Annotated in this window: 18 protein-coding genes, 1 tRNA gene and 1 pseudogene; 11 read left to right on the plus strand and 9 right to left on the minus strand. The window is 50.1% G+C overall.

Annotation, left to right across the window (positions count from 1 at the left end):
* Positions 1 to 65: 65 nt before the first annotated feature.
* Together glmS and AWQ21_RS05855 are read right to left on the minus strand one after the other, a co-directional pair.
* Positions 66 to 1,937: a glutamine--fructose-6-phosphate transaminase (isomerizing) gene (gene glmS / locus AWQ21_RS05850; RefSeq protein WP_065713724.1), complete on the minus strand. Its 1,872-nt coding sequence runs from the start codon at positions 1,935 to 1,937 to the stop codon at positions 66 to 68.
* A 77-nt stretch (positions 1,938 to 2,014) separates the two neighbouring features.
* A complete protein-coding gene (locus tag AWQ21_RS05855; RefSeq protein WP_065713725.1) occupies positions 2,015 to 2,572 on the minus strand; it encodes a DUF3172 domain-containing protein in 558 nt (185 codons plus the stop codon).
* A 113-nt stretch (positions 2,573 to 2,685) separates the two neighbouring features.
* Between AWQ21_RS05855 and AWQ21_RS05860 the strand changes: the two genes are divergently transcribed.
* From AWQ21_RS05860 to AWQ21_RS05870, 3 genes are all read left to right on the plus strand, one after another.
* Positions 2,686 to 3,033, plus strand: a complete 348-nt coding sequence (locus AWQ21_RS05860) for a DUF86 domain-containing protein (protein ID WP_065713726.1) — start codon at positions 2,686 to 2,688, stop codon at positions 3,031 to 3,033.
* A 2-nt stretch (positions 3,034 to 3,035) separates the two neighbouring features.
* Positions 3,036 to 3,701, plus strand: a complete 666-nt coding sequence (locus AWQ21_RS05865; protein WP_065713727.1) for a histidine phosphatase family protein — start codon at positions 3,036 to 3,038, stop codon at positions 3,699 to 3,701.
* Positions 3,702 to 3,781: 80 nt separating this feature from the next.
* Positions 3,782 to 4,501: an LOG family protein gene (locus tag AWQ21_RS05870; protein WP_065713728.1), complete on the plus strand. Its 720-nt coding sequence runs from the start codon at positions 3,782 to 3,784 to the stop codon at positions 4,499 to 4,501.
* On the opposite strand, the gene AWQ21_RS05875 is transcribed toward AWQ21_RS05870, so the two are convergent.
* Complete coding sequence (locus AWQ21_RS05875) at positions 4,498 to 4,902, minus strand: DUF4359 domain-containing protein (RefSeq protein ID WP_065713729.1); 405 nt, start codon at positions 4,900 to 4,902, stop codon at positions 4,498 to 4,500. The genes AWQ21_RS05870 and AWQ21_RS05875 overlap by 4 nt on opposite strands.
* Positions 4,903 to 4,956: 54 nt before the next feature.
* Between AWQ21_RS05875 and AWQ21_RS05880 the strand changes: the two genes are divergently transcribed.
* Positions 4,957 to 5,029, plus strand: a tRNA-His gene (locus AWQ21_RS05880).
* Positions 5,030 to 5,243: 214 nt separating this feature from the next.
* Here AWQ21_RS05880 and AWQ21_RS05885 read toward each other — a convergent pair.
* Complete coding sequence (locus tag AWQ21_RS05885; RefSeq protein ID WP_198159692.1) at positions 5,244 to 5,522, minus strand: hypothetical protein; 279 nt, start codon at positions 5,520 to 5,522, stop codon at positions 5,244 to 5,246.
* Between the two features lie 93 nt (positions 5,523 to 5,615).
* On the opposite strand from AWQ21_RS05885, the gene AWQ21_RS05890 reads away from it, so the two are divergent.
* Positions 5,616 to 6,434: a Cof-type HAD-IIB family hydrolase gene (locus AWQ21_RS05890; protein WP_065715240.1), complete on the plus strand. Its 819-nt coding sequence runs from the start codon at positions 5,616 to 5,618 to the stop codon at positions 6,432 to 6,434.
* Positions 6,435 to 6,439: 5 nt separating this feature from the next.
* Here the strand turns inward: AWQ21_RS05890 and AWQ21_RS05895 are convergent, their stop codons facing one another.
* Genes AWQ21_RS05895 through AWQ21_RS05905 form a run of 3 tightly spaced genes read right to left on the minus strand, consistent with a single transcriptional unit; the run spans position 6,440 to position 9,809 of the window.
* On the minus strand, positions 6,440 to 7,888 hold the full coding sequence (locus AWQ21_RS05895; protein WP_065713731.1) for an aminotransferase class I/II-fold pyridoxal phosphate-dependent enzyme: 1,449 nt from the start codon (positions 7,886 to 7,888) through the stop codon (positions 6,440 to 6,442).
* Complete coding sequence (locus tag AWQ21_RS05900) at positions 7,888 to 8,841, minus strand: heme o synthase (protein ID WP_065715241.1); 954 nt, start codon at positions 8,839 to 8,841, stop codon at positions 7,888 to 7,890. Before AWQ21_RS05900 ends, AWQ21_RS05895 begins: the two co-directional genes overlap by 1 nt.
* A gap of 53 nt (positions 8,842 to 8,894) precedes the next feature.
* Positions 8,895 to 9,809 carry a heme A synthase gene (locus AWQ21_RS05905; protein WP_071932270.1) on the minus strand — a complete coding sequence of 305 codons (915 nt, stop codon included), beginning with the start codon at positions 9,807 to 9,809 and terminating at the stop codon, positions 8,895 to 8,897.
* A gap of 386 nt (positions 9,810 to 10,195) precedes the next feature.
* On the opposite strand from AWQ21_RS05905, the gene AWQ21_RS05910 reads away from it, so the two are divergent.
* From AWQ21_RS05910 to AWQ21_RS05920, 3 genes are all read left to right on the plus strand, one after another.
* On the plus strand, positions 10,196 to 11,185 hold the full coding sequence (locus AWQ21_RS05910) for a cytochrome c oxidase subunit II (RefSeq protein ID WP_065715242.1): 990 nt from the start codon (positions 10,196 to 10,198) through the stop codon (positions 11,183 to 11,185).
* 85 nt (positions 11,186 to 11,270) lie between these two features.
* Positions 11,271 to 12,917: a cytochrome c oxidase subunit I gene (ctaD, locus tag AWQ21_RS05915; protein WP_065713732.1), complete on the plus strand. Its 1,647-nt coding sequence runs from the start codon at positions 11,271 to 11,273 to the stop codon at positions 12,915 to 12,917.
* A 13-nt stretch (positions 12,918 to 12,930) separates the two neighbouring features.
* Positions 12,931 to 13,530: a heme-copper oxidase subunit III gene (locus AWQ21_RS05920; protein ID WP_065713733.1), complete on the plus strand. Its 600-nt coding sequence runs from the start codon at positions 12,931 to 12,933 to the stop codon at positions 13,528 to 13,530.
* On the opposite strand, the pseudogene AWQ21_RS15875 reads toward AWQ21_RS05920, so the two are convergent.
* Positions 13,522 to 13,722 (minus strand): annotated as a pseudogene (locus AWQ21_RS15875) (type II toxin-antitoxin system HicB family antitoxin); the annotation flags it as partial. The gene AWQ21_RS05920 and the pseudogene AWQ21_RS15875 sit on opposite strands and share 9 nt — an antisense overlap.
* Before the next feature lie 44 nt (positions 13,723 to 13,766).
* Positions 13,767 to 14,246 carry a 2-C-methyl-D-erythritol 2,4-cyclodiphosphate synthase gene (gene ispF / locus AWQ21_RS05925; RefSeq protein ID WP_065713734.1) on the minus strand — a complete coding sequence of 160 codons (480 nt, stop codon included), beginning with the start codon at positions 14,244 to 14,246 and terminating at the stop codon, positions 13,767 to 13,769.
* Between the two features lie 192 nt (positions 14,247 to 14,438).
* Between ispF and AWQ21_RS05930 the strand changes: the two genes are divergently transcribed.
* The 3 genes from AWQ21_RS05930 to AWQ21_RS05940 all read left to right on the plus strand — a co-directional run bounded on the left by AWQ21_RS05930 (position 14,439) and on the right by AWQ21_RS05940 (position 17,277).
* Positions 14,439 to 16,034 carry a hypothetical protein gene (locus AWQ21_RS05930; protein ID WP_157094704.1) on the plus strand — a complete coding sequence of 532 codons (1,596 nt, stop codon included), beginning with the start codon at positions 14,439 to 14,441 and terminating at the stop codon, positions 16,032 to 16,034.
* 182 nt (positions 16,035 to 16,216) lie between these two features.
* Positions 16,217 to 16,750: a hypothetical protein gene (locus AWQ21_RS05935; protein ID WP_065713736.1), complete on the plus strand. Its 534-nt coding sequence runs from the start codon at positions 16,217 to 16,219 to the stop codon at positions 16,748 to 16,750.
* A 59-nt stretch (positions 16,751 to 16,809) separates the two neighbouring features.
* Positions 16,810 to 17,277: a single-stranded DNA-binding protein gene (locus AWQ21_RS05940; protein WP_065713737.1), complete on the plus strand. Its 468-nt coding sequence runs from the start codon at positions 16,810 to 16,812 to the stop codon at positions 17,275 to 17,277.
* The last annotated feature ends 9 nt before the right edge of the window (positions 17,278 to 17,286 follow it).

Raw genomic sequence — 17,286 nt, forward strand, 5'->3', positions numbered from 1 at the left:
AATTGGGGAGAATATTATGGCTCTCCCCGGACTAAAAATGTTGGGCGATCGCCTTGATTTTGCTTTTATTCCACCGTGACAGACTTGGCGAGGTTGCGCGGTTGGTCCACATCTAAACCCCGTCGTGCGGCGATGTGATAGGAAAGGAGTTGGAGAGGGATCACCGCTAACAGGGGCGACAAAATTTCGTCTACTGCGGCTACAGGTAACACCTCATCAAAGGTCTGGGTCGCTTCCGTATCATCTAGGGCCGTCACGCCGATCAAAAGGGCATCCCGCGCCTTCGCTTCCTGGGCATTGGAAATGACTTTTTCGTAAATATCCCCTGGCATGGCGATCGCCACCACGGGCACCTTCGCATCGAGGAGGGCAATGGGGCCATGTTTCATTTCCCCAGCCGGATAACCTTCGGCATGGATGTAGCTAATTTCCTTGAGTTTAAGGGCACCTTCTAGGGCAATGGGGAAATTAATCCCCCGACCAATAAAAATAAAGTCCTGGGTATCAGCGAAGTTATGGGCCAGTTCTTCGATGCTTTTTTCTTGATCCGCCAGGATCGACTCAATTTGGGTTGGAATCTGCTGTAATCCGGTAACAATGTGCTGGAGTTTTTCAGGGGAAAGGGTTTGCCGCCGGGTTGCCAACTCCAGGGCCAGGAAATAAAAGCTCATAAGTTGAGCCGTAAAGGTTTTCGTCGCCGCAACGCCAATTTCAATGCCCGCATGGGTATAGAGCACTTGGTCAACAAGGTGGGTGATCGTGCTTTCTGAACGATTGGTAATGCCCAGGAGCCGAGCCTTGAGGTGATCGTTGTGGTGTAGACGACGCTCTTTTTCCATTTCTAGGGCGGCGATCGTATCGGCAGTTTCACCGGACTGGGTCACGCCAATGGTCAAGGTATTGGCCATGATCGGTGAAGGAGAATAGCGAAACTCCGAGGCATAGTGCACAAAGGTGGGAATGCCGGCGAGTTGTTCGAGTAAATATTTCCCCACGAGGCTAGCGTGCCAACTGGTACCACAGGCGACAATTTGGATGTGGTCGATGTTTTCGAGAAATGTGGGGTCATTGATACCGAGGTTGATCGGCTGGGCTACTTCGGGGTTGAGATAGACTTCGAGGTTGGTGCGCACCACCGCCGGCTGCTCATAGATTTCCTTGAGCATGTAGTGTCGGAAGCCTTGTTTCTCGACTTGGCCTGGGTTCCAGTCGAGGGTGCGGGGGGCTTTTTTGAGGCGATCGCCCGCAAAATTATAAATTTCCATCCCCAGGGGCGTCATCCGGGCCATCTCACCATTTTCGAGGGTCAGCACCGCCCGCGTGTGGGGGATTAACGCCGTAATATCCGAGGCACAGAAAAATTCCCCCTGGCCAAACCCTAGGGTCAAGGGTGCTTGCTGCCGGGCGACGATCAGCTCATCGGGATAGTCAACACAAATGACGGCGATCGCAAAGGCCCCTTCCAACCGTTGCACAGCCTTTTGTACCGCTGCGAGGAGGGGTTCCGGTTCAGATTTTGTCGTCTGGAGCACATCCGCAATCAGATGGGGAATGACTTCCGTATCCGTTTCCGACAAGAACACATAACCTTTGCCCTGGAGTTCTTCCCGTAGCTCTCGGTAATTTTCCACGATGCCATTTTGCACCACGGCCACCCGTTGCGCCATGTCCAAGTGGGGGTGAGCATTATGTTCTTCTGGTTTGCCATGGGTTGCCCAGCGGGTATGGCCAATACCAATGGTGGCGGGAATCGTATTTCCTTCTAATTTTTCCCGGAGCCGGTATAGCTTACCCTTCGCCCGTACCGAGTGAAGTTTTTCTTGCCAGATGGTGGCGATGCCCGCCGAATCATAACCCCGGTATTCCAGCCGTTCTAGGCCCGAGACCAGAATATCTGTTGCTGCTTGCGTGCCTAAATATCCCACAATGCCACACATAAAATCAGGTCTCCCTACACGAAAAATGAGCCGTTACTATCCTATTATCTTTAACCTTGAATTTTTGTTTTTGTTCCCTAGAAACGGTCGGATTCTGGAACAGTAGTTGTTCCAGGCTGATTAAGGAAGAGATTTCCCGCCGCATCATTTTGATAAATACAGTTAATACTCGGTGATCCTTGTAGACTCCCGGTATAACCAAAGGTATTCATGCGCCGCTTACAGTCGTTGACTTGTTCTGAGGTGACGAGGTTTTGGCGTTCGAGAATCGCCCAGTTATTTTGCCGAATCACACAGCCTGGCTCCATCTGGGGTTGGGTGACAAAGACGTTGAAGGGATTTAAGGTCACAAAGATTTTCATGTCTGTCACGATGGCACTCGCACCAAATTGCTGACAAAGTTCAGCATCGGGGGCCTGGCGGTCAATTTCCAGGCGAGAATCAATACTTGTCGGGTTAAGATTGGTACTGGAGCTAAAGCCGATGCCCACCGTAACCCCTAGGACAAAAATTCCCCCAAACAATGCCAGAGTTGCATAGTTGAAGTTAAAGAGGGACTTTTTGGGTTCCCGTTCGGGATACCTCGGACGGTCGTAGGAAGGGCGATCGTAACGTGAACGAGTTTGACGTTTCATCAGCGGATATCTATGGGGACCAGCGGCTCCACCAAGTCGATACTTTGTTAAGTGATCATTCTATCCACTATAGCGATTTACTACTCCACCCGGAGCTTATCTCGAGGTTTTCCATGGCGGATCGGCACACACTAGTTTTATTGGACATTCTCATTTCGGCGCGGTTAGCGATTAATTACCTGGCAGATCTGAGTTGGACGGAGTTCCTCGGCAATATTGTTGTGCAGGATGCGGTGATTCGGCGGCTCGAAATTATGGGTCTGGCGGCGCGGAATATTCCCAAGGTGATGCATCCGGAACTCCCCCAAGTGCCTTGGTTTGAACTAGAGGCGATCGCCAAAACCATGAGTGAAGACTACGAAGCGGTTAATATCGCCTTTGTTTGGGATCTGGTGCGTAATGATTTGCCGGTTTGGGCGGAGGCTTTGGAAGTGATTTTGCCGGAAAATCTCCATGTCTAGGGATGGTATTTAAATCTGTTACCCACGACACTTGGGGCCGACAGTTGTGGTTTGTGCGCCACGGAAATCGCTTGGATTTTGTGCAACCGGCTTGGTTTACGACGGCTCTCTATCCCTACGATCCGCCCCTTTGTCCCGCTGGCCACCGCCAGGCCCAGGAGTTAGGCGATCGCCTCGCCCAAGAAACGATCCACCACATTTTCACCTCCCCTTTCTTGCGCACGATCCAAACGGGTCAGTACTGCGCCCAACGTTTAAACCTCTCTCTGAAGCTAGAGCCGGGCCTGGGGGAATGGCATAATCCCGCCTGGATGACCCGCCCGCCGCTGACTCACCCCAAAGGATTCTTGCGTCAAAACTGCGTCAATATCGACTGGCACTACCAGGAAAAATATTTGCCCCGCTACCCCGAAAATCTTGCCCAGGTGAAGCGACGGACGATTCTGACCCTCCAGCAGTTACTCAAATCCTATGCTGGCAACTTGCTTTTCATCGGCCACAAAGTTCCCCTAGGCATTTGTCTGAGTTACCTACTGGGGGACACCAAAACCATGAGCCCCGATGTGTGTGCTCTCAATCAACTGGTTAACATTGGCGATCGCTGGTTTTGGCAACGGCAAAATGAGACCCATTTTTTGACAGACCCAGGCATTAAGGTCGCCCCCTAAAGCATCAATTCACCAAGTCTCTGCCGGGGAAATTCCCAGAAATATTGTAATATTGCTCCCATTACTGGGCAAAAATCACCATGAAAAACGAAGCGAACGGCCAATCTTCCCCTTGCTTTCCTGTCAGCCTCACGGAACAGACCATGAGCTATGACATTGTGCAAGAAGCCGTGTTTTCCCTCTGGCAAGTGGTCAATGGCCTGAGTAGTATTCAACCACCCCGCCGCGATCGCTATCGCGTGACAATTTTTGGTTCGGCCCGCATTACCCGCGACTCGCCCCTCTACCAAGATGTACGTCGTTTAGCCAGTGAGTTAACAACCCTCGGCTGTGACATTGTGACGGGGGGTGGCCCTGGTCTCATGGAAGCGGCGAACGAAGGAAGTGTTTTAGCAGATCCCCTAGATCGGACAAAATCCATTGGGATTCGGGTGGATTTAGGCTTTGAACAGGAGGTTAACCCCTTTGTCGAAGAAGTATTCCAGCACCAGACTTTTTTCTCACGCCTCCATCACTTTGTCTTGGTTTCCGATGCGTTTGTGGTGATGCCGGGGGGGATTGGGACAACCCTCGAAGCGTTGATGATTTGGCAATTACTCCAGGTGCGCTCAATCCACAATATGCCGTTTATTTTGGTGGGGGACATGTGGACAGAATTGGTTCAGTGGGCGGAACAAACCATGGTGCCCCAGATGGCCGATGCGGTGGATTTTGAAATTCCTGTGTGTGTTGGGTCGGTGGATGAGGCGATCGCCCGTTTAAAAATCTCCCATCAAGCCTGGACGGAATGCTCACCCTAGCTTTTTTCTGCTCGGTAAGTGTAGAACTGCTGAAAGATCCCTACTGTCTCAAAGGAGTACCGTGGAAATGGCTCCGGTAGAACAATATCCGTCTGGTAGATGCTAAAGAAAAAATAATTATTGACGCTGGTTTGCCGACTGACAATTTCGCCCAACTGGGCCTGGCTCGCATCAACGAGAGTTTTACAGTAGTTGCGCAACAGATCGCCCTGGAGATTGCCCAAACCGAGGGGCAGATCATCACCGGAATTTTGGCAAACATTATCCTTGAGATAGATGGCAATTTGTTCGCCAGCATAACTTTGGTATTGACTCAGGGGAGGATTGGTTAAGTAGGCGATCGCCCCGAGGACAACAACACCAACGCCGCTGACCATGCCGCTAATTTGAGAAAGTTTCATAAAAAACCTGGACAAAATAAAATCAATTCGATAACATTATTAATCGTGATTATGGCGAGCGTAGCCAAGTGGTTAAGGCAGCGGATTGTGGTTCCGCCATTCGGGGGTTCGAGTCCCCTCGTTCGCCCTTTCAAATCTTATAACCGAAGTCAGGGCTTCCTCACCGCCTGTCCCAGGAGAGATTTTATTAACGATCTGTTTGCGCCCTGAGATGTCAGACGTAGCAACAGTGGCTCAAGCCAAAAAATATGTCTTGGCCTAAATTTTCGGTGCAAAGACATATTTCAAACAGGGTGTGCGCTCGATTCAAGCCGAAGGAAAATTAGCAGAGGATCGATCCCCTAAAGCTGATATTGTCTCACTGCAGGCGGTTCCCCACCGGATTGTACCGGGCGTTGTTGGAGTTGTTGGTTGAACCAAAGGGCGATCGCCAAACTCGAAAAGAACAGCAAAATTGGTAACCAACGGGATGTCTGTGTTGAACGTTGGGGTTTACGTTGGGGCGCTTGGCCGCGAACCCGTCTAATTTTTTCGGGCCATTCGGCAAATTCCCGCTCGGTGGTCATGGTGAAATTCTCTAAAACTTGAATGCAGCAATAATTCACAATTGTGTTTTCCATTATACAAAGCGGCAATGCCTCCTTGGGGCTTGGGCCGTTGCTGGGATGGGGGAACTCTTCTATGCTTTAGGGGCAACCATTTTGACCGAAACAATGCAGGACATTCGCCTACTGGTGTTGGATATTGACGGCACTATTTCGGGGAAAATCAACCAAGTCAGTCCCCAGGTTTTAGGGGCGATCCAAGCAGCCCAAAGGAAAGGGATCAAAGTGGCGATCGCCACCGGACGCATGTTTTGTTCGGCCAAACGGTTTTATGAAGCGATCGCCTCCGATGTCCCCTTGATTGCCTATAACGGCGCTTGGATTCAAGATCCCTTGCAGACGCTTCCCCACCAACAGCTTTCGGTGCCAGCGGACATTGCCCTTGATATTTTGGATTTTCTCAGTACCCAGGCTTGGCGATCGCAGCTTCATTTACACGTCTATCACAACGACGAATTATACGTTGATGAATTTAACGAGCGGACTGCGGCCTACCAAGAAAGAACGGGCTGTAAAGCAAATTTACTCACCGATTTGCGGGACATTGTGGCCCAGGCCCCGACGAAAATTCTCGCGGTTTGCCACACGGAAACGGTACCGAAAACCCTCTTGCCCCTTGTGCAAAAACGCTATACCCAGCAGCAAATTTACTGCACCCAATCCACGGCTGTTTATGTAGAATTCACCTCCCCGACGGCGACGAAAGGCCAAGCCGTAAAATTTCTCACTGAACAAATTCTGGAGTTGCAGGCCGCTAATGTGATGGCCATTGGCGATAACTTTAACGACCGGGAAATGCTTGAATATGCTGGACTTGGGGTTGCCATGGGGGATGCCCCTGCTGCCCTCAAAGCCGTTGCGGACGCGGTGACAACTTCCGTCGAAGAAGATGGGGTCGCCGAGGCGATCGCCAAGTTTTTACTTTAGGTTCATCAATAATCAATCACGCGAATTGTGTTTAGACTCGGATCGTTGGCCCCTGTGATCACACCACCCAACTGTAATGTCTGACGCAAACTGGCGAGGGTTGCTGCCGTGATTTTTTCGCCGGGCATCATTGCGGGAATCCCAGGGGGATAAGGACAGATCAACTCAGCGCAAATTTGATTGAGGCTCGCTTCAAGGGCAACGGCCCTACTGGTGGCAAAAAAAGCTTGCCGTGGCGAGAGTTGTGGCAGTCCATAGCAGGTTTCAGGCTGAGTTGTTGGAATTTTTGGCCGATCTAAGGGATATTGTGCTTGATTGTTTTGGCTAAGTTTTTGAAATGCGTTAATTAACCGCTGAATATCTTGCTCTGTATTGCCAAAGGTGAGGATAAAAGTGAGCGATCGCCCCAGGGGGAGTTCTGCAATCACACCAAAGGGTTCCGTCAAGATTTCATCTGCGGCATAACCCGTTAACCCCAAACCAGAAACATCAATCGTGAGGCGGGTGGGATCAAAATATTCAATACCTGTCTGGGGTTGGGGATCAAAAATTTTTAAGCCTGGAATCGAAGCCAATGTCTGCCGTGCCTGTTGCGCTAAAGCAAATGTTTCTAACCAAAGGGTTTCGCCCATGGTCGCCATTTGAGCGCGGGCCGCATCCAGGGAAGCCAGGAGTAAATAACTAGGACTGGTAGATCCGACAAGTTGCAAGGCGCGGTTAATTTTCTGGGGATCAACTCTAGTTCCTCGCAGATGGAGCATCGAAGCCTGAGTCATCGCCCCCAGGGTTTTGTGGGTTGATTGAATCACCACATCCGCGCCGAGTTCGAGGGCCGTGGGCGGGAAATTAGGATGAAATTTAAAGTGGCTCCCGTGGGCTTCATCAACAATTAAAGGGATATTTCTACGCTGGGTAATGGCGGCGATCGCCTTGAGATCAGGACAAACCCCTTGGTAGGTCGGTGAGAGGGCCAAGACCGCTTTAATATCGGGATGCGTTTGAAAGGCTAATTCAACGGATTCTGGGGTGAGGCCATAGCTTAAATCCCAAGTTGGGTCATAGGGCGGGTTCACAAAAACTGGCATCGCCCCTGACAAAATCAAGCCAGAAATGGCTGACTGGTGGATATTGCGGGGTAAGAGAATTTTTTCCCCTTCCCCCACCGTCGCTAAAATGGCGGCGATAATCCCACAGGTGGAGCCATTGACCAAAAACCAGGTTTGATCAGCTCCAAAGGTTTCGGCAGCTAGGGTTTGAGCCTCTAAAATCACCCCTTCTGGCGCAAATAAATTATCGAGATCGGGGAGCTCCGGTAAATCTGCCCGAAAAATCTCTTTTCCCCAGACCTGTGCCAACCCAGAAAAAATCCCCTGACCACCTTTGTGACCGGGGGCATAGAAGGCTGCATGGTTGTCATGGGCGAGGGCGAGCAGGCGAGAAAAGAGGGGCGTCATTAAGTCAGGGAAGCTAAAGTTGTGGTCACCAGGGCAGTGACATTATGCACCGCAGGTAAACTATCCACCACCATCGCCGTACAAAGCAACATCATGTAAAGAATCGAATATTTAAACATGGATTTGGCTAGGGGCTGATCAAAGGGATTTTGCTTCAATTCCCAGGCTTTTTGGATAAAAATGGCTCCGAGCACTAAAGCGGCGATCGCATAAAACAGCCCAGACGCTTGGAACGGAAAAACCAACAAGAAACTGAAGGGCACAACGATCAATGTATAAATCCAAATTTGATCGACGGTTATTTTTTCGCCCTTGACCACGGGCAGCATCGGCACCTCAACCTCTGCATAATCTTCTTTGATCATCAAGGCCAAGGCCCAGAAATGAGGCGGCGTCCAGAGGAAAATCAGCGCAAACAAAATCCAGGCGGACCAATCCAACTGACCCGTGACCGCTGCCCAACCGACCAGGGGTGGAATCGAACCTGCTGCGCCACCGATCACAATATTTTGTACATGGTGCCGTTTTAGCCAGTGAGTATAAACCAGCATATAAAACACAATGCCCGATAACGCTAAACAGGCGCTGAGTAGGTTCACAAATGCCGTTAACAGGGAAAAAGACAAACTCCCCAAAACCAGGGCAAAAATCAAGGCATGGCGGGGTTGGACTCGACCGGAAGGAATTGGACGCTTACGGGTGCGCTGCATCGAAAAGTCGATGTCTTGGTCATAAATACAGTTGAGGGTCTGGGCAGAGGCCGCCGCGAGGGTTCCCCCCAAGAGCGTCACCAACAATTTCACCGGGTCAATGTGACCGTGGGAAGCAATCCACATCGAAGCAGCGGTGGTAATCAGCAGTAGGGGAATAATGCGGGGTTTGGTGAGTTGGTAATAGCTTTTGATGACCGCCCAAACGTTTTCATGGTGCGGAGAAAGGCTGGTGCCGAGCATAAAAATACCTGAATTTAATAAAGACGCAGAGGAATGGAGAGATAAGGTTTGGTTTAGCTGGTCTGGGGCTGGCGATCGCGGAACGCAAAGACAGAAAACATCGCCAAGGTTCCAAGGAGACTCGCCCCAACGGCCTGGTGGGTCACAGTGAGAGGTTCTACCTGGAGATGCAGTTTAAAGGTGGCCACCCCAATCAGAATTTGTAAGCACACCAGCAAGATGGCGACATTGGCCAGACGGCGCAAAAAAGGGTGGAGAGCCGGCGTCCGCCAAGCCATGACCACAGTAACAACAGTTGCGAGGGTAGCGGGGACAACCCCGATGATGTGACTGTCCATCACCACACACATCTCCCCTTGGAAAAAGCACTGGTGCAAGGCCCACTGGGAGGCGACTAAGCCTCCGGACAGGCTTTGGAGATAAATAGAAATTGCTGCCGCCAAACCAAACCAGGGTAATTTTCCGGCGGTACCATTGCCGCGATATTCACTTAAGCAACTGCCAATGGTGAGTAGGGTGACAAAGAAGAATAAAGCCGTGCCAAGGTGAGCCGTGACGATATCAAAGCGCAGCAGTTCGGTGACGGTTAAACCGCCCAAAATGCCCTGGAAAACGATTAAAAATAGAGCAAAACCGGAAGCCCATGGGAGCCAACGGGGCAGTGCCGCCCGGAACCAGAGGCTAAGTCCGACCAGGGCGATCGCCGATAGACCGATCAACATCGCATCTAAACGGTGGAACCACTCCAAGAAAACCTGTAAATTCATCTGTTGGGTCGGCACCAGTTGCCCGTAGCACAGGGGCCAATCTGGACAAGCAAGTCCCGCATTCATTACCCGTGTTGCACTACCAATCGCCATTAACAACAAGGTGGCGATCGCCATTTTCCAAACCAAACGGCGAACCCATGTTTTCACCTGATCACTCGCTGGCGAAAAAGAATTTGGCGATGAAATGGAATGAGCCATGAAGCCTCCTCACAAAACACTTAACAATCTACGGAGTCAGAACTGCCACAGATGTAAATAGCTACACAAATTAGATTTTGAGCTAAGGAAAATAGCTAAATCTCATTAATTAACACTGTAGTGAACCCATTTAGACGCTGCTGTTCAGCGACCTATCCTGTACAAATTCTTTACATTTAAACAACAAATCACCCAGGAAATCTAAATATAACCTTAAGTTTTTGGTCAGATAGATTACATAATTGAGTTTTCAATGACATTGATACAAAACAATCAAGATTTGTCATCAGTCAACCATGAAGATTGTGACAAACCAAAGGCATTTCCAAACAGTTTGTTTTAACGTGGTAACCAGCAGTTATTCCAAAAAAGCTCCAACATTTCCCGTGAATATTCCCAATAGCATCACAACCTTGATCGCTGGAATTGCCATTACCCTCATCAGTCTCTGGTACGGTCAAAACCATGGTTTACTCCCCGTTGCCGCCTCTGCCGACGCCAATGATGTGGATGAATTATTTAACCTCATGATGACCATTGCCACCGGTCTATTTATCTTGATTGAAGGGGTTTTGGTGATCTGTCTGATTCGATTTCGCCGCAAAAAAGGGGATCTAACCGATGGCCCGGCGATCGAAGGCAATGTCCCCCTAGAAATTGTCTGGACAGCGATCCCCACTGTCATCGTCTTTATCCTGGCGATCTATAGCTTCGAAATCTATAACAAAATGGGTGGCCTCGACCCGATGGTTTCTGGTGGTGGTATGGCCATGGCCCACCATCACACTCCCGAAACCATGGAAAATATGGTGGCAATGGAACCAGATTCCCGCATGGCCATTGGCATTGGTAAATCTATGTCGGCCAGTGACGAAGACCCCCTTGTGGTTGAAGTGAATGGCCTGCAATATGCGTGGATTTTTACCTATCCCGATACGGGCATTGTCTCTGGGGATCTCCATGTGCCCGTGGATCGCCCGATTCAACTCGATATGAAAGCGGCGGATGTGATCCATGCTTTCTGGCTTCCAGAATTTCGCATTAAACAAGATGTGATGCCCGGTCAGGTTTCAAAACTGAGCTTTGTTGCCAACCGCGAAGGAACCTACCCGGTGATTTGTGCGGAACTCTGTGGCTCTTACCACGGCGGCATGAAAACCACGATGACCGTTGAAACGGCAGAGGGCTATGACCAATGGGTACAATCGCGCACAGTGGCGCTGCAAGAGGGTCAAAACCAACCTCTACGCGTTGATTCTACGGCCTTAACCGATGCGGAGTTTCTCCAGGCCTACGCCGAAGAGATGGGCATTATTGAAAATACCCTAGAGCAGATTCCCCATCAGCCTTTGGGGATGATGTCGATGGCCCAGTAAGGTCAGCCTTTTTCAAACAATTAAACCAACTAAACCCGTAACTGACTTTTTTAGTAAACGCACAATAATAAATCAACGATCAACCATGAGTGACGCGACAATACACCATGCGGGCGATCGCAAATGGACGGACTACTTTACCTTTTGTACTGACCACAAAGTGATTGGGATTCAATATCTCGTCACGGCGTTTTTCTTTTATTTCATCGGTGGTGCATTAGCAGAAGTTGTCCGCACAGAACTTGCGACCCCAGACCCAGACTTTGTTTCCCCCGAAGTCTATAACCAAATGTTTACGATGCATGGCACGATCATGATCTTTTTGTGGATTGTGCCTGCAGGAGCCGCCTTTGCGAATTATTTAATCCCCCTGATGATCGGTGCGGATGACATGGCATTTCCCCGTTTAAATGCGGTGGCATTTTGGATGCAGCCTGTCGGTGGCATTTTGTTGATTGCCAGCTTTTTTGTGGGCGCTCCCCAAGCGGGTTGGACATCCTATCCGCCCTTAAGTTTGATTTCTGGTAAGTGGGGCGAGGAACTCTGGATTTTATGTCTGCTGATTTTGGGAACAGCTTCGATTTTGGGGGCGATTAATTTTGTCACCACGATCTTTAAGATGCGCGCCCCGGACATGGACATCCACAGTATGCCGCTATTCTGTTGGGCGATGCTGGCGACTTCGGCGTTAATTTTGCTCTCGACTCCGGTCTTGGCCGCAGCTTTGATTTTGCTGTCCTTTGACCTGATGGCGGGCACGGCCTTTTTTAATCCGACGGGGGGCGGCGATCCGATCGTTTATCAGCACTTGTTTTGGTTTTATTCCCACCCAGCGGTGTATATCATGGTGCTGCCGTTCTTTGGGGTAATCTCGGAAATTCTCCCGGTTCACTCCCGGAAACCAATCTTCGGATACCGGGCGATCGCCTACTCCGGTTTAGCAATTAGTTTTCTTGGTTTAATCGTCTGGGCGCACCATATGTTTACCAGTGGCACCCCTGGCTGGCTACGGATGTTCTTTATGGCGACGACAATGATCATTGCCGTACCGACGGGGATCAAGATCTTTAGCTGGTGTGCCACCCTCTGGGGCGGTAAATTACAGCTCAACTCCGCCCTGCTTTTTGCCATTGGGTTTCTCTCTTCTTTTCTAATTGGCGGTTTAACGGGGGTGATGTTGGCAGCAGCACCCTTTGACATCCATGTCCATGACACCTATTTCGTCGTGGGTCACTTCCACTATGTCCTCTTTGGTGGTTCGGTCTTTGCTCTCTTTGGAGCGGTGTATCACTGGTTCCCGAAAATGACGGGCAAAATGTACAACGAAATGTGGGGCAAAATCCACTTTGGGATGACCTTCGTTGGTTTTAATATGACCTTTTTGCCGATGCACTACCTCGGCTTACAGGGGATGAACCGCCGCATTGCCCTCTATGATCCCCAATTCCAGCCCCTAAACCAAGTCTGTACCCTAGGCTCTTATATCTTGGCGCTATCAACATTGCCCTTTTTGATGTCAATCATCCTAGGGTTAATCAACGGGAAAGCGGCTGGGCGGAATCCTTGGCGCGCCCTCACCCTGGAATGGCAAACAACCTCGCCACCCAGTATCGAAAATTTTGATGAGCCGCCTGTGCTGTGGGCTGGCCCCTATGAATATGGCATTGATGATGAACCCAGAGATGAGGATTCCATCGAAGAGATGCTCGCTGAAGTGGCAGAAATGAGTTAGAGGAGTCATAAAAATGCAAAGTTCAACCACCAACCCGGCGATCGCCACCGATTATCAAACGCCCCCGACGGAACACCACGGTCACCCCGACTACCGGATGTTTGGCCTGGTCATGTTTCTAGTCGCAGAAAGTATGATTTTCCTTGGGTTGTTTGCCGCTTTTCTCATTTATAAAGCGACAATGCCTGGTTTCACGAAGGAATTAGAATTGCTCGTGCCGACGGTGAATACAATCATCCTGGTCAGTAGTAGCTTTGTGATGCACAAGGGCCAAAGCGCAATCAAAAACGACGACATTAAAGGTCTCCAGCTATGGTTCGGGATTACGGCATTGATGGGGGCGATTTTCCTCGGCGGCCAGGTTTATGAATATGCCCACATGGAATTTGGCCTAACGGAACACCTCTTTGGCAGTTGTTTCTATGTGCTGACGGGGTTCCACGGCCTCCACGTTACGGCAGGATTGTTATTTACCCTAGCGGTTCTATGGCGATCGCGCGAAGCCGGTCATTACAGTGGCCAAGCCCATTTTGGTGTCGAAGCAGCGGAACTCTATTGGCATTTTGTCGATGTGGTCTGGATTATTCTGTTCGGACTTGTTTACTTACTTTAAAGCGCTGATAACTTTTAATGAATTTGAGGAGGCGACGACCTCCTTTTTTTGTTTTTCTAGGAGCAGAATTTCTAAGCGTTCTAATTGCAAGCCTTCAAGATGAAAGGCGATCGCCTCCTGCATATTCTGGGTCACCTCCGCTTCTGTTTTGCCTGTTGCTGCACAACCAGATAGATCTGGAGAATAAGCGGAATAACCTGTATTGGTTTATTAGGTAACGAATGAATGTCCGTGGCTTAGGCTTGCACTAACAGGGCGACAGCATGAACACAAATTCCTTTCTCCTCACCCATGGCATCTAGTTTTTCATTGGTCGTGGCCTTAACACCCACCTGATCCGGCTCCACTCCAAGGGCTTCAGCGAGACATTGAACCATAGCTTGAATATGGGGTTTTAGTTTCGGGCGTTCGGCAACAATCACCGAGTCAATATTGCCAATTTGCCAGCCCCGCTCTTGGATTAACCGATATACCTGCTTGAGCAATTCAATGCTGTCGGCCCCTTTCCACTGGGGATCCGTGGGCGGAAAATAATGACCAATATCCCCCAAACTGAGCGCTCCCAACATCGCATCCATAATCGCATGGGTCAAAACATCCGCATCGCTGTGGCCATCTAAGCCGAGGTGATGTTCTAACTGGATGCCTCCCAAAATTAGGGGACGACCAGGCACAAGACGGTGGACATCGTAACCGTTACCAATGCGGATTTTCATAGGAATTGTGGGCGGGCGTAAAGTCACTGGTTAGGGTAGCATATCTCTTTTTGTTTTCTAGGTGTGATGGCGGTAAATTTCTGGGACTAAGCTAATGTCTAGGGGAAAGCTGCCTTAGAATCACCTTAGGTAAGTTCACACATTCTGAGCGCAATTTTCTTGGGTTTGGGAATCGTATCGCAGGGAAAAAGTATGGCAATGAGGCAACGCTGGCACGGTTTAATCCTGGGGAGTTTACTGCTAGGTACGGGCGGATTGGGACTGCTCTCGCCTGCTCTGATGCCCTCAACTTTTGCCCAAGAAGCTACTTCTACTACCCAGGAGCGTTCATTCCTCGCGGAGTTGTGGTTATTAAACCAGGGTTTTGTGGGTCTCCGGTCTGACCTAGAAGAGTTCCCCGACAATTTAGCGGCGCTCAACGCTGATACAACGGACTTCGATGCCCAGATTTTTCGGGATGATCGGGCTGGCCTGCAACAACTCCAGGAACAAATCCGTTTACTGGAAGGGCAACTGGCAACGATTCAAGATTCGGCCCAACGGGAAGCATTGACAACGGCGATCGCCAACCTGGATCAGCACCTCGATAATCTGGCCAACCTGATCGAACCCTTTGCAGACGATTTTAATCCGGAAACGATCCGTCAACTCCAGGAATTTTTAGATTTTTTTGAGCGGCGCAACCTCAGTGATGCGGACTATGGTTTCTACGGCAGCGTCACCCAAACGGAGCTAGAAGAATACCTGACGCAACAGTTAAGTGACTTCAGCGAAACCCTCAAAACCCTAAATGAAACGGCTACCCAAGGGGCGATCGCCCCGGATCTGGCCACCTCGATGGATTACCTTTACACCAGCCTGAGTTTAGAAAATACTGTTGTGGGTGGAGGCACGACCTTTCCGGCAATGATCCAAACCCTCCAGCGGGATAATCAGCGCCTGCGACAACGCCTGCGTACAACCAATCTTCTGTTGAGCTTACTCCTTCTGTTAGGCACCGCGACCCTGGCCCTGCTCTATCTACGGAAACCGACGCCAGCACCCTCGGCGGTAAATCGTTATTTCCCGGATGCTGAACCGGATTCTTTTGATCTCGACCAGCTTGAAGCCAAGCTTATCAAGCGACTCCAAAATACCTATGATCTTTCACCCAAGGATAATTTTGCGGCGATCGCCCCGCCACCAGTCACAACGCAACCCACCACCATGCCCCCCAGTGAAACACCGAATCTACAACCCCTGGCCGCGAACACCCTAGACGATCCAGAGGCATTCAATACATCTCTAGAAACGCCTAATGGTCTAGATCTAAACCTTGGGGAAACAGAACTTGAGCCAGATACAGACACCGACGCTGATGATTTTCCGGTGCAGTTTCTCAATGCCTACGATGCCCTAGTAGCAACCTATAACGCTGATGCAATGATCCTTGCCCCGGAGGCGATTGCCTTGGCCGTCCAACCGCCTGTAACCCCAGCCCCCGAAGCTGACGGAGAAACTGAAAATTTCCTGAGCAGCTTATTATTCCAAACCGATGACCAGGGAGACTACTGGGCGATCCAAGTGCAAAATCAGTATTACCTTGCGCCCCGCGCCCAGCTTAAAATCACCCCCGACAATTACGCTTTTTTCCAGCAAACCTTTATCTGCTACGGTAACCAAGGGCCGGATTTACAGACGATTAAATTACTCAAACCCGCCCGCATTGCTGCCACAGACCAAGATAATCTTTGGGAATTAGTCCAACCGGGCATTGTTGTTTTAGAAAATGTTGAATCCTTAGCCTAAAAGTTTGGGCACAGAATACTTAACCAAAGCTGAAAGGTAAAATACTGTCCCAGCAACGGCCCCAAAAACCTCAAAAATGAAGTCTTTGCGCCTCCAAAGCTCTGTGGTAGAAAGCTAAAATTTACCTTAAAATGGCAGCAATTCTAGACAATTTCCGTTCCATGGTTTTGAGGAGTATAAATATGAGCCTTTCTTGCATTGGCCGACAGCAATTGAGTCGCTTGGCGATCGCCACAACCCTACTGACAGGATTCACCGGCACGATCCACCAATCCATGGCCCAGGCCCAGGCCGCCTATGGTAGCTATGTGGGAGCTGGTGCGAGCATTGGCGTTTCGTCTGATTGGAACGGTGAAGGTCAACAACTTGGTGCCGTTTTAGCTGCCCGCTACAAATTTCTGAAATTACCCATTTCCTTACGTACCCAGGCTTTTATTGGTTCTGGCAGCACGGCGATTGTGCCAACGGTTTCCTATGATGTGCCCTTAACCTGGCAGCTCGATGCCTATGTGGGTGCTGGCTATTCCTTTGCGACCGGGAACAACCCTTCTCCTGTAGGTGATCGAAACACCTTGGTGATTCAACCAGGGCTTGATTATGCGCTCCCCAATAGCAATACGGTGCTCTTTACCAATGCGGTGTTTGCCTTTGATGCCTATGAAGGTAAAAATGAAAAAGCCGTTGCGCTCCAGGGGGGCCTAGGCCTCCGCTTTTAGAATCCGCTTTTAGAACCAGTACAATTGAACCGTATGCTAGGCGATCGCCAAAGGAAAAAATGAATAGTTGTGTATTAATGGCGCGCATCCTAGGGGAACCAGAATTGCGCTATACCCCCGATAATACCCCCCTTGCCCAAATCACCATCGAATTTCCGGCGCTCCGGGAAGGAGATCCCGCCTGTCAACTCAAGGCAGTGGGTTGGGGCGATAACCTCAGCCAAGACATCCAACAAAACTATCACGACGGTGATCAAGTGATTGTGACAGGGCGACTGACAATGAACACCATTGAACGTCCCGAAGGTTTTAAGGAAAAAAAGGCCGAGTTAGTTATTTCCCAAATCCAAGCCATTGGTGCAGGTCTAGGCCCCACCTCCCCCGGAACAACCATGGCCAATCCTGCTATCGCCTCACCTGTTCCCCCCAATAATGTGGTGCCCATCAACCCCATGGCCCCCGCCGCCCCCAATCCCACTCCGGCTCCCAGTGAACCGGAACCGAACCTCGATGACATCCCGTTTTAGGTTTTAGAC

It is taken from the genome of Picosynechococcus sp. PCC 7003 (genome assembly GCF_001693255.1).
In the GTDB taxonomy this organism is placed as follows: Bacteria; Cyanobacteriota; Cyanobacteriia; order Cyanobacteriales; family MRBY01; genus MRBY01.

Coding starts and splice junctions, on each gene's coding strand:
- glmS (WP_065713724.1), bottom strand. CDS start 1,937: ATGTGTGGCATTGTGGGATATTTAGGCACGCAAGCAGCAACAGATATT.
- AWQ21_RS05855 (WP_065713725.1), bottom strand. CDS start 2,572: ATGAAACGTCAAACTCGTTCACGTTACGATCGCCCTTCCTACGACCGT.
- AWQ21_RS05860 (WP_065713726.1), top strand. CDS start 2,686: ATGGCGGATCGGCACACACTAGTTTTATTGGACATTCTCATTTCGGCG.
- AWQ21_RS05865 (WP_065713727.1), top strand. CDS start 3,036: ATGGTATTTAAATCTGTTACCCACGACACTTGGGGCCGACAGTTGTGG.
- AWQ21_RS05870 (WP_065713728.1), top strand. CDS start 3,782: ATGAAAAACGAAGCGAACGGCCAATCTTCCCCTTGCTTTCCTGTCAGC.
- AWQ21_RS05875 (WP_065713729.1), bottom strand. CDS start 4,902: ATGAAACTTTCTCAAATTAGCGGCATGGTCAGCGGCGTTGGTGTTGTT.
- AWQ21_RS05885 (WP_198159692.1), bottom strand. CDS start 5,522: ATGGAAAACACAATTGTGAATTATTGCTGCATTCAAGTTTTAGAGAAT.
- AWQ21_RS05890 (WP_065715240.1), top strand. CDS start 5,616: ATGCAGGACATTCGCCTACTGGTGTTGGATATTGACGGCACTATTTCG.
- AWQ21_RS05895 (WP_065713731.1), bottom strand. CDS start 7,888: ATGACGCCCCTCTTTTCTCGCCTGCTCGCCCTCGCCCATGACAACCAT.
- AWQ21_RS05900 (WP_065715241.1), bottom strand. CDS start 8,841: ATGCTCGGCACCAGCCTTTCTCCGCACCATGAAAACGTTTGGGCGGTC.
- AWQ21_RS05905 (WP_071932270.1), bottom strand. CDS start 9,809: ATGGCTCATTCCATTTCATCGCCAAATTCTTTTTCGCCAGCGAGTGAT.
- ctaD (WP_065713732.1), top strand. CDS start 11,271: ATGAGTGACGCGACAATACACCATGCGGGCGATCGCAAATGGACGGAC.
- AWQ21_RS05920 (WP_065713733.1), top strand. CDS start 12,931: ATGCAAAGTTCAACCACCAACCCGGCGATCGCCACCGATTATCAAACG.
- ispF (WP_065713734.1), bottom strand. CDS start 14,246: ATGAAAATCCGCATTGGTAACGGTTACGATGTCCACCGTCTTGTGCCT.
- AWQ21_RS05930 (WP_157094704.1), top strand. CDS start 14,439: ATGGCAATGAGGCAACGCTGGCACGGTTTAATCCTGGGGAGTTTACTG.
- AWQ21_RS05935 (WP_065713736.1), top strand. CDS start 16,217: ATGAGCCTTTCTTGCATTGGCCGACAGCAATTGAGTCGCTTGGCGATC.
- AWQ21_RS05940 (WP_065713737.1), top strand. CDS start 16,810: ATGAATAGTTGTGTATTAATGGCGCGCATCCTAGGGGAACCAGAATTG.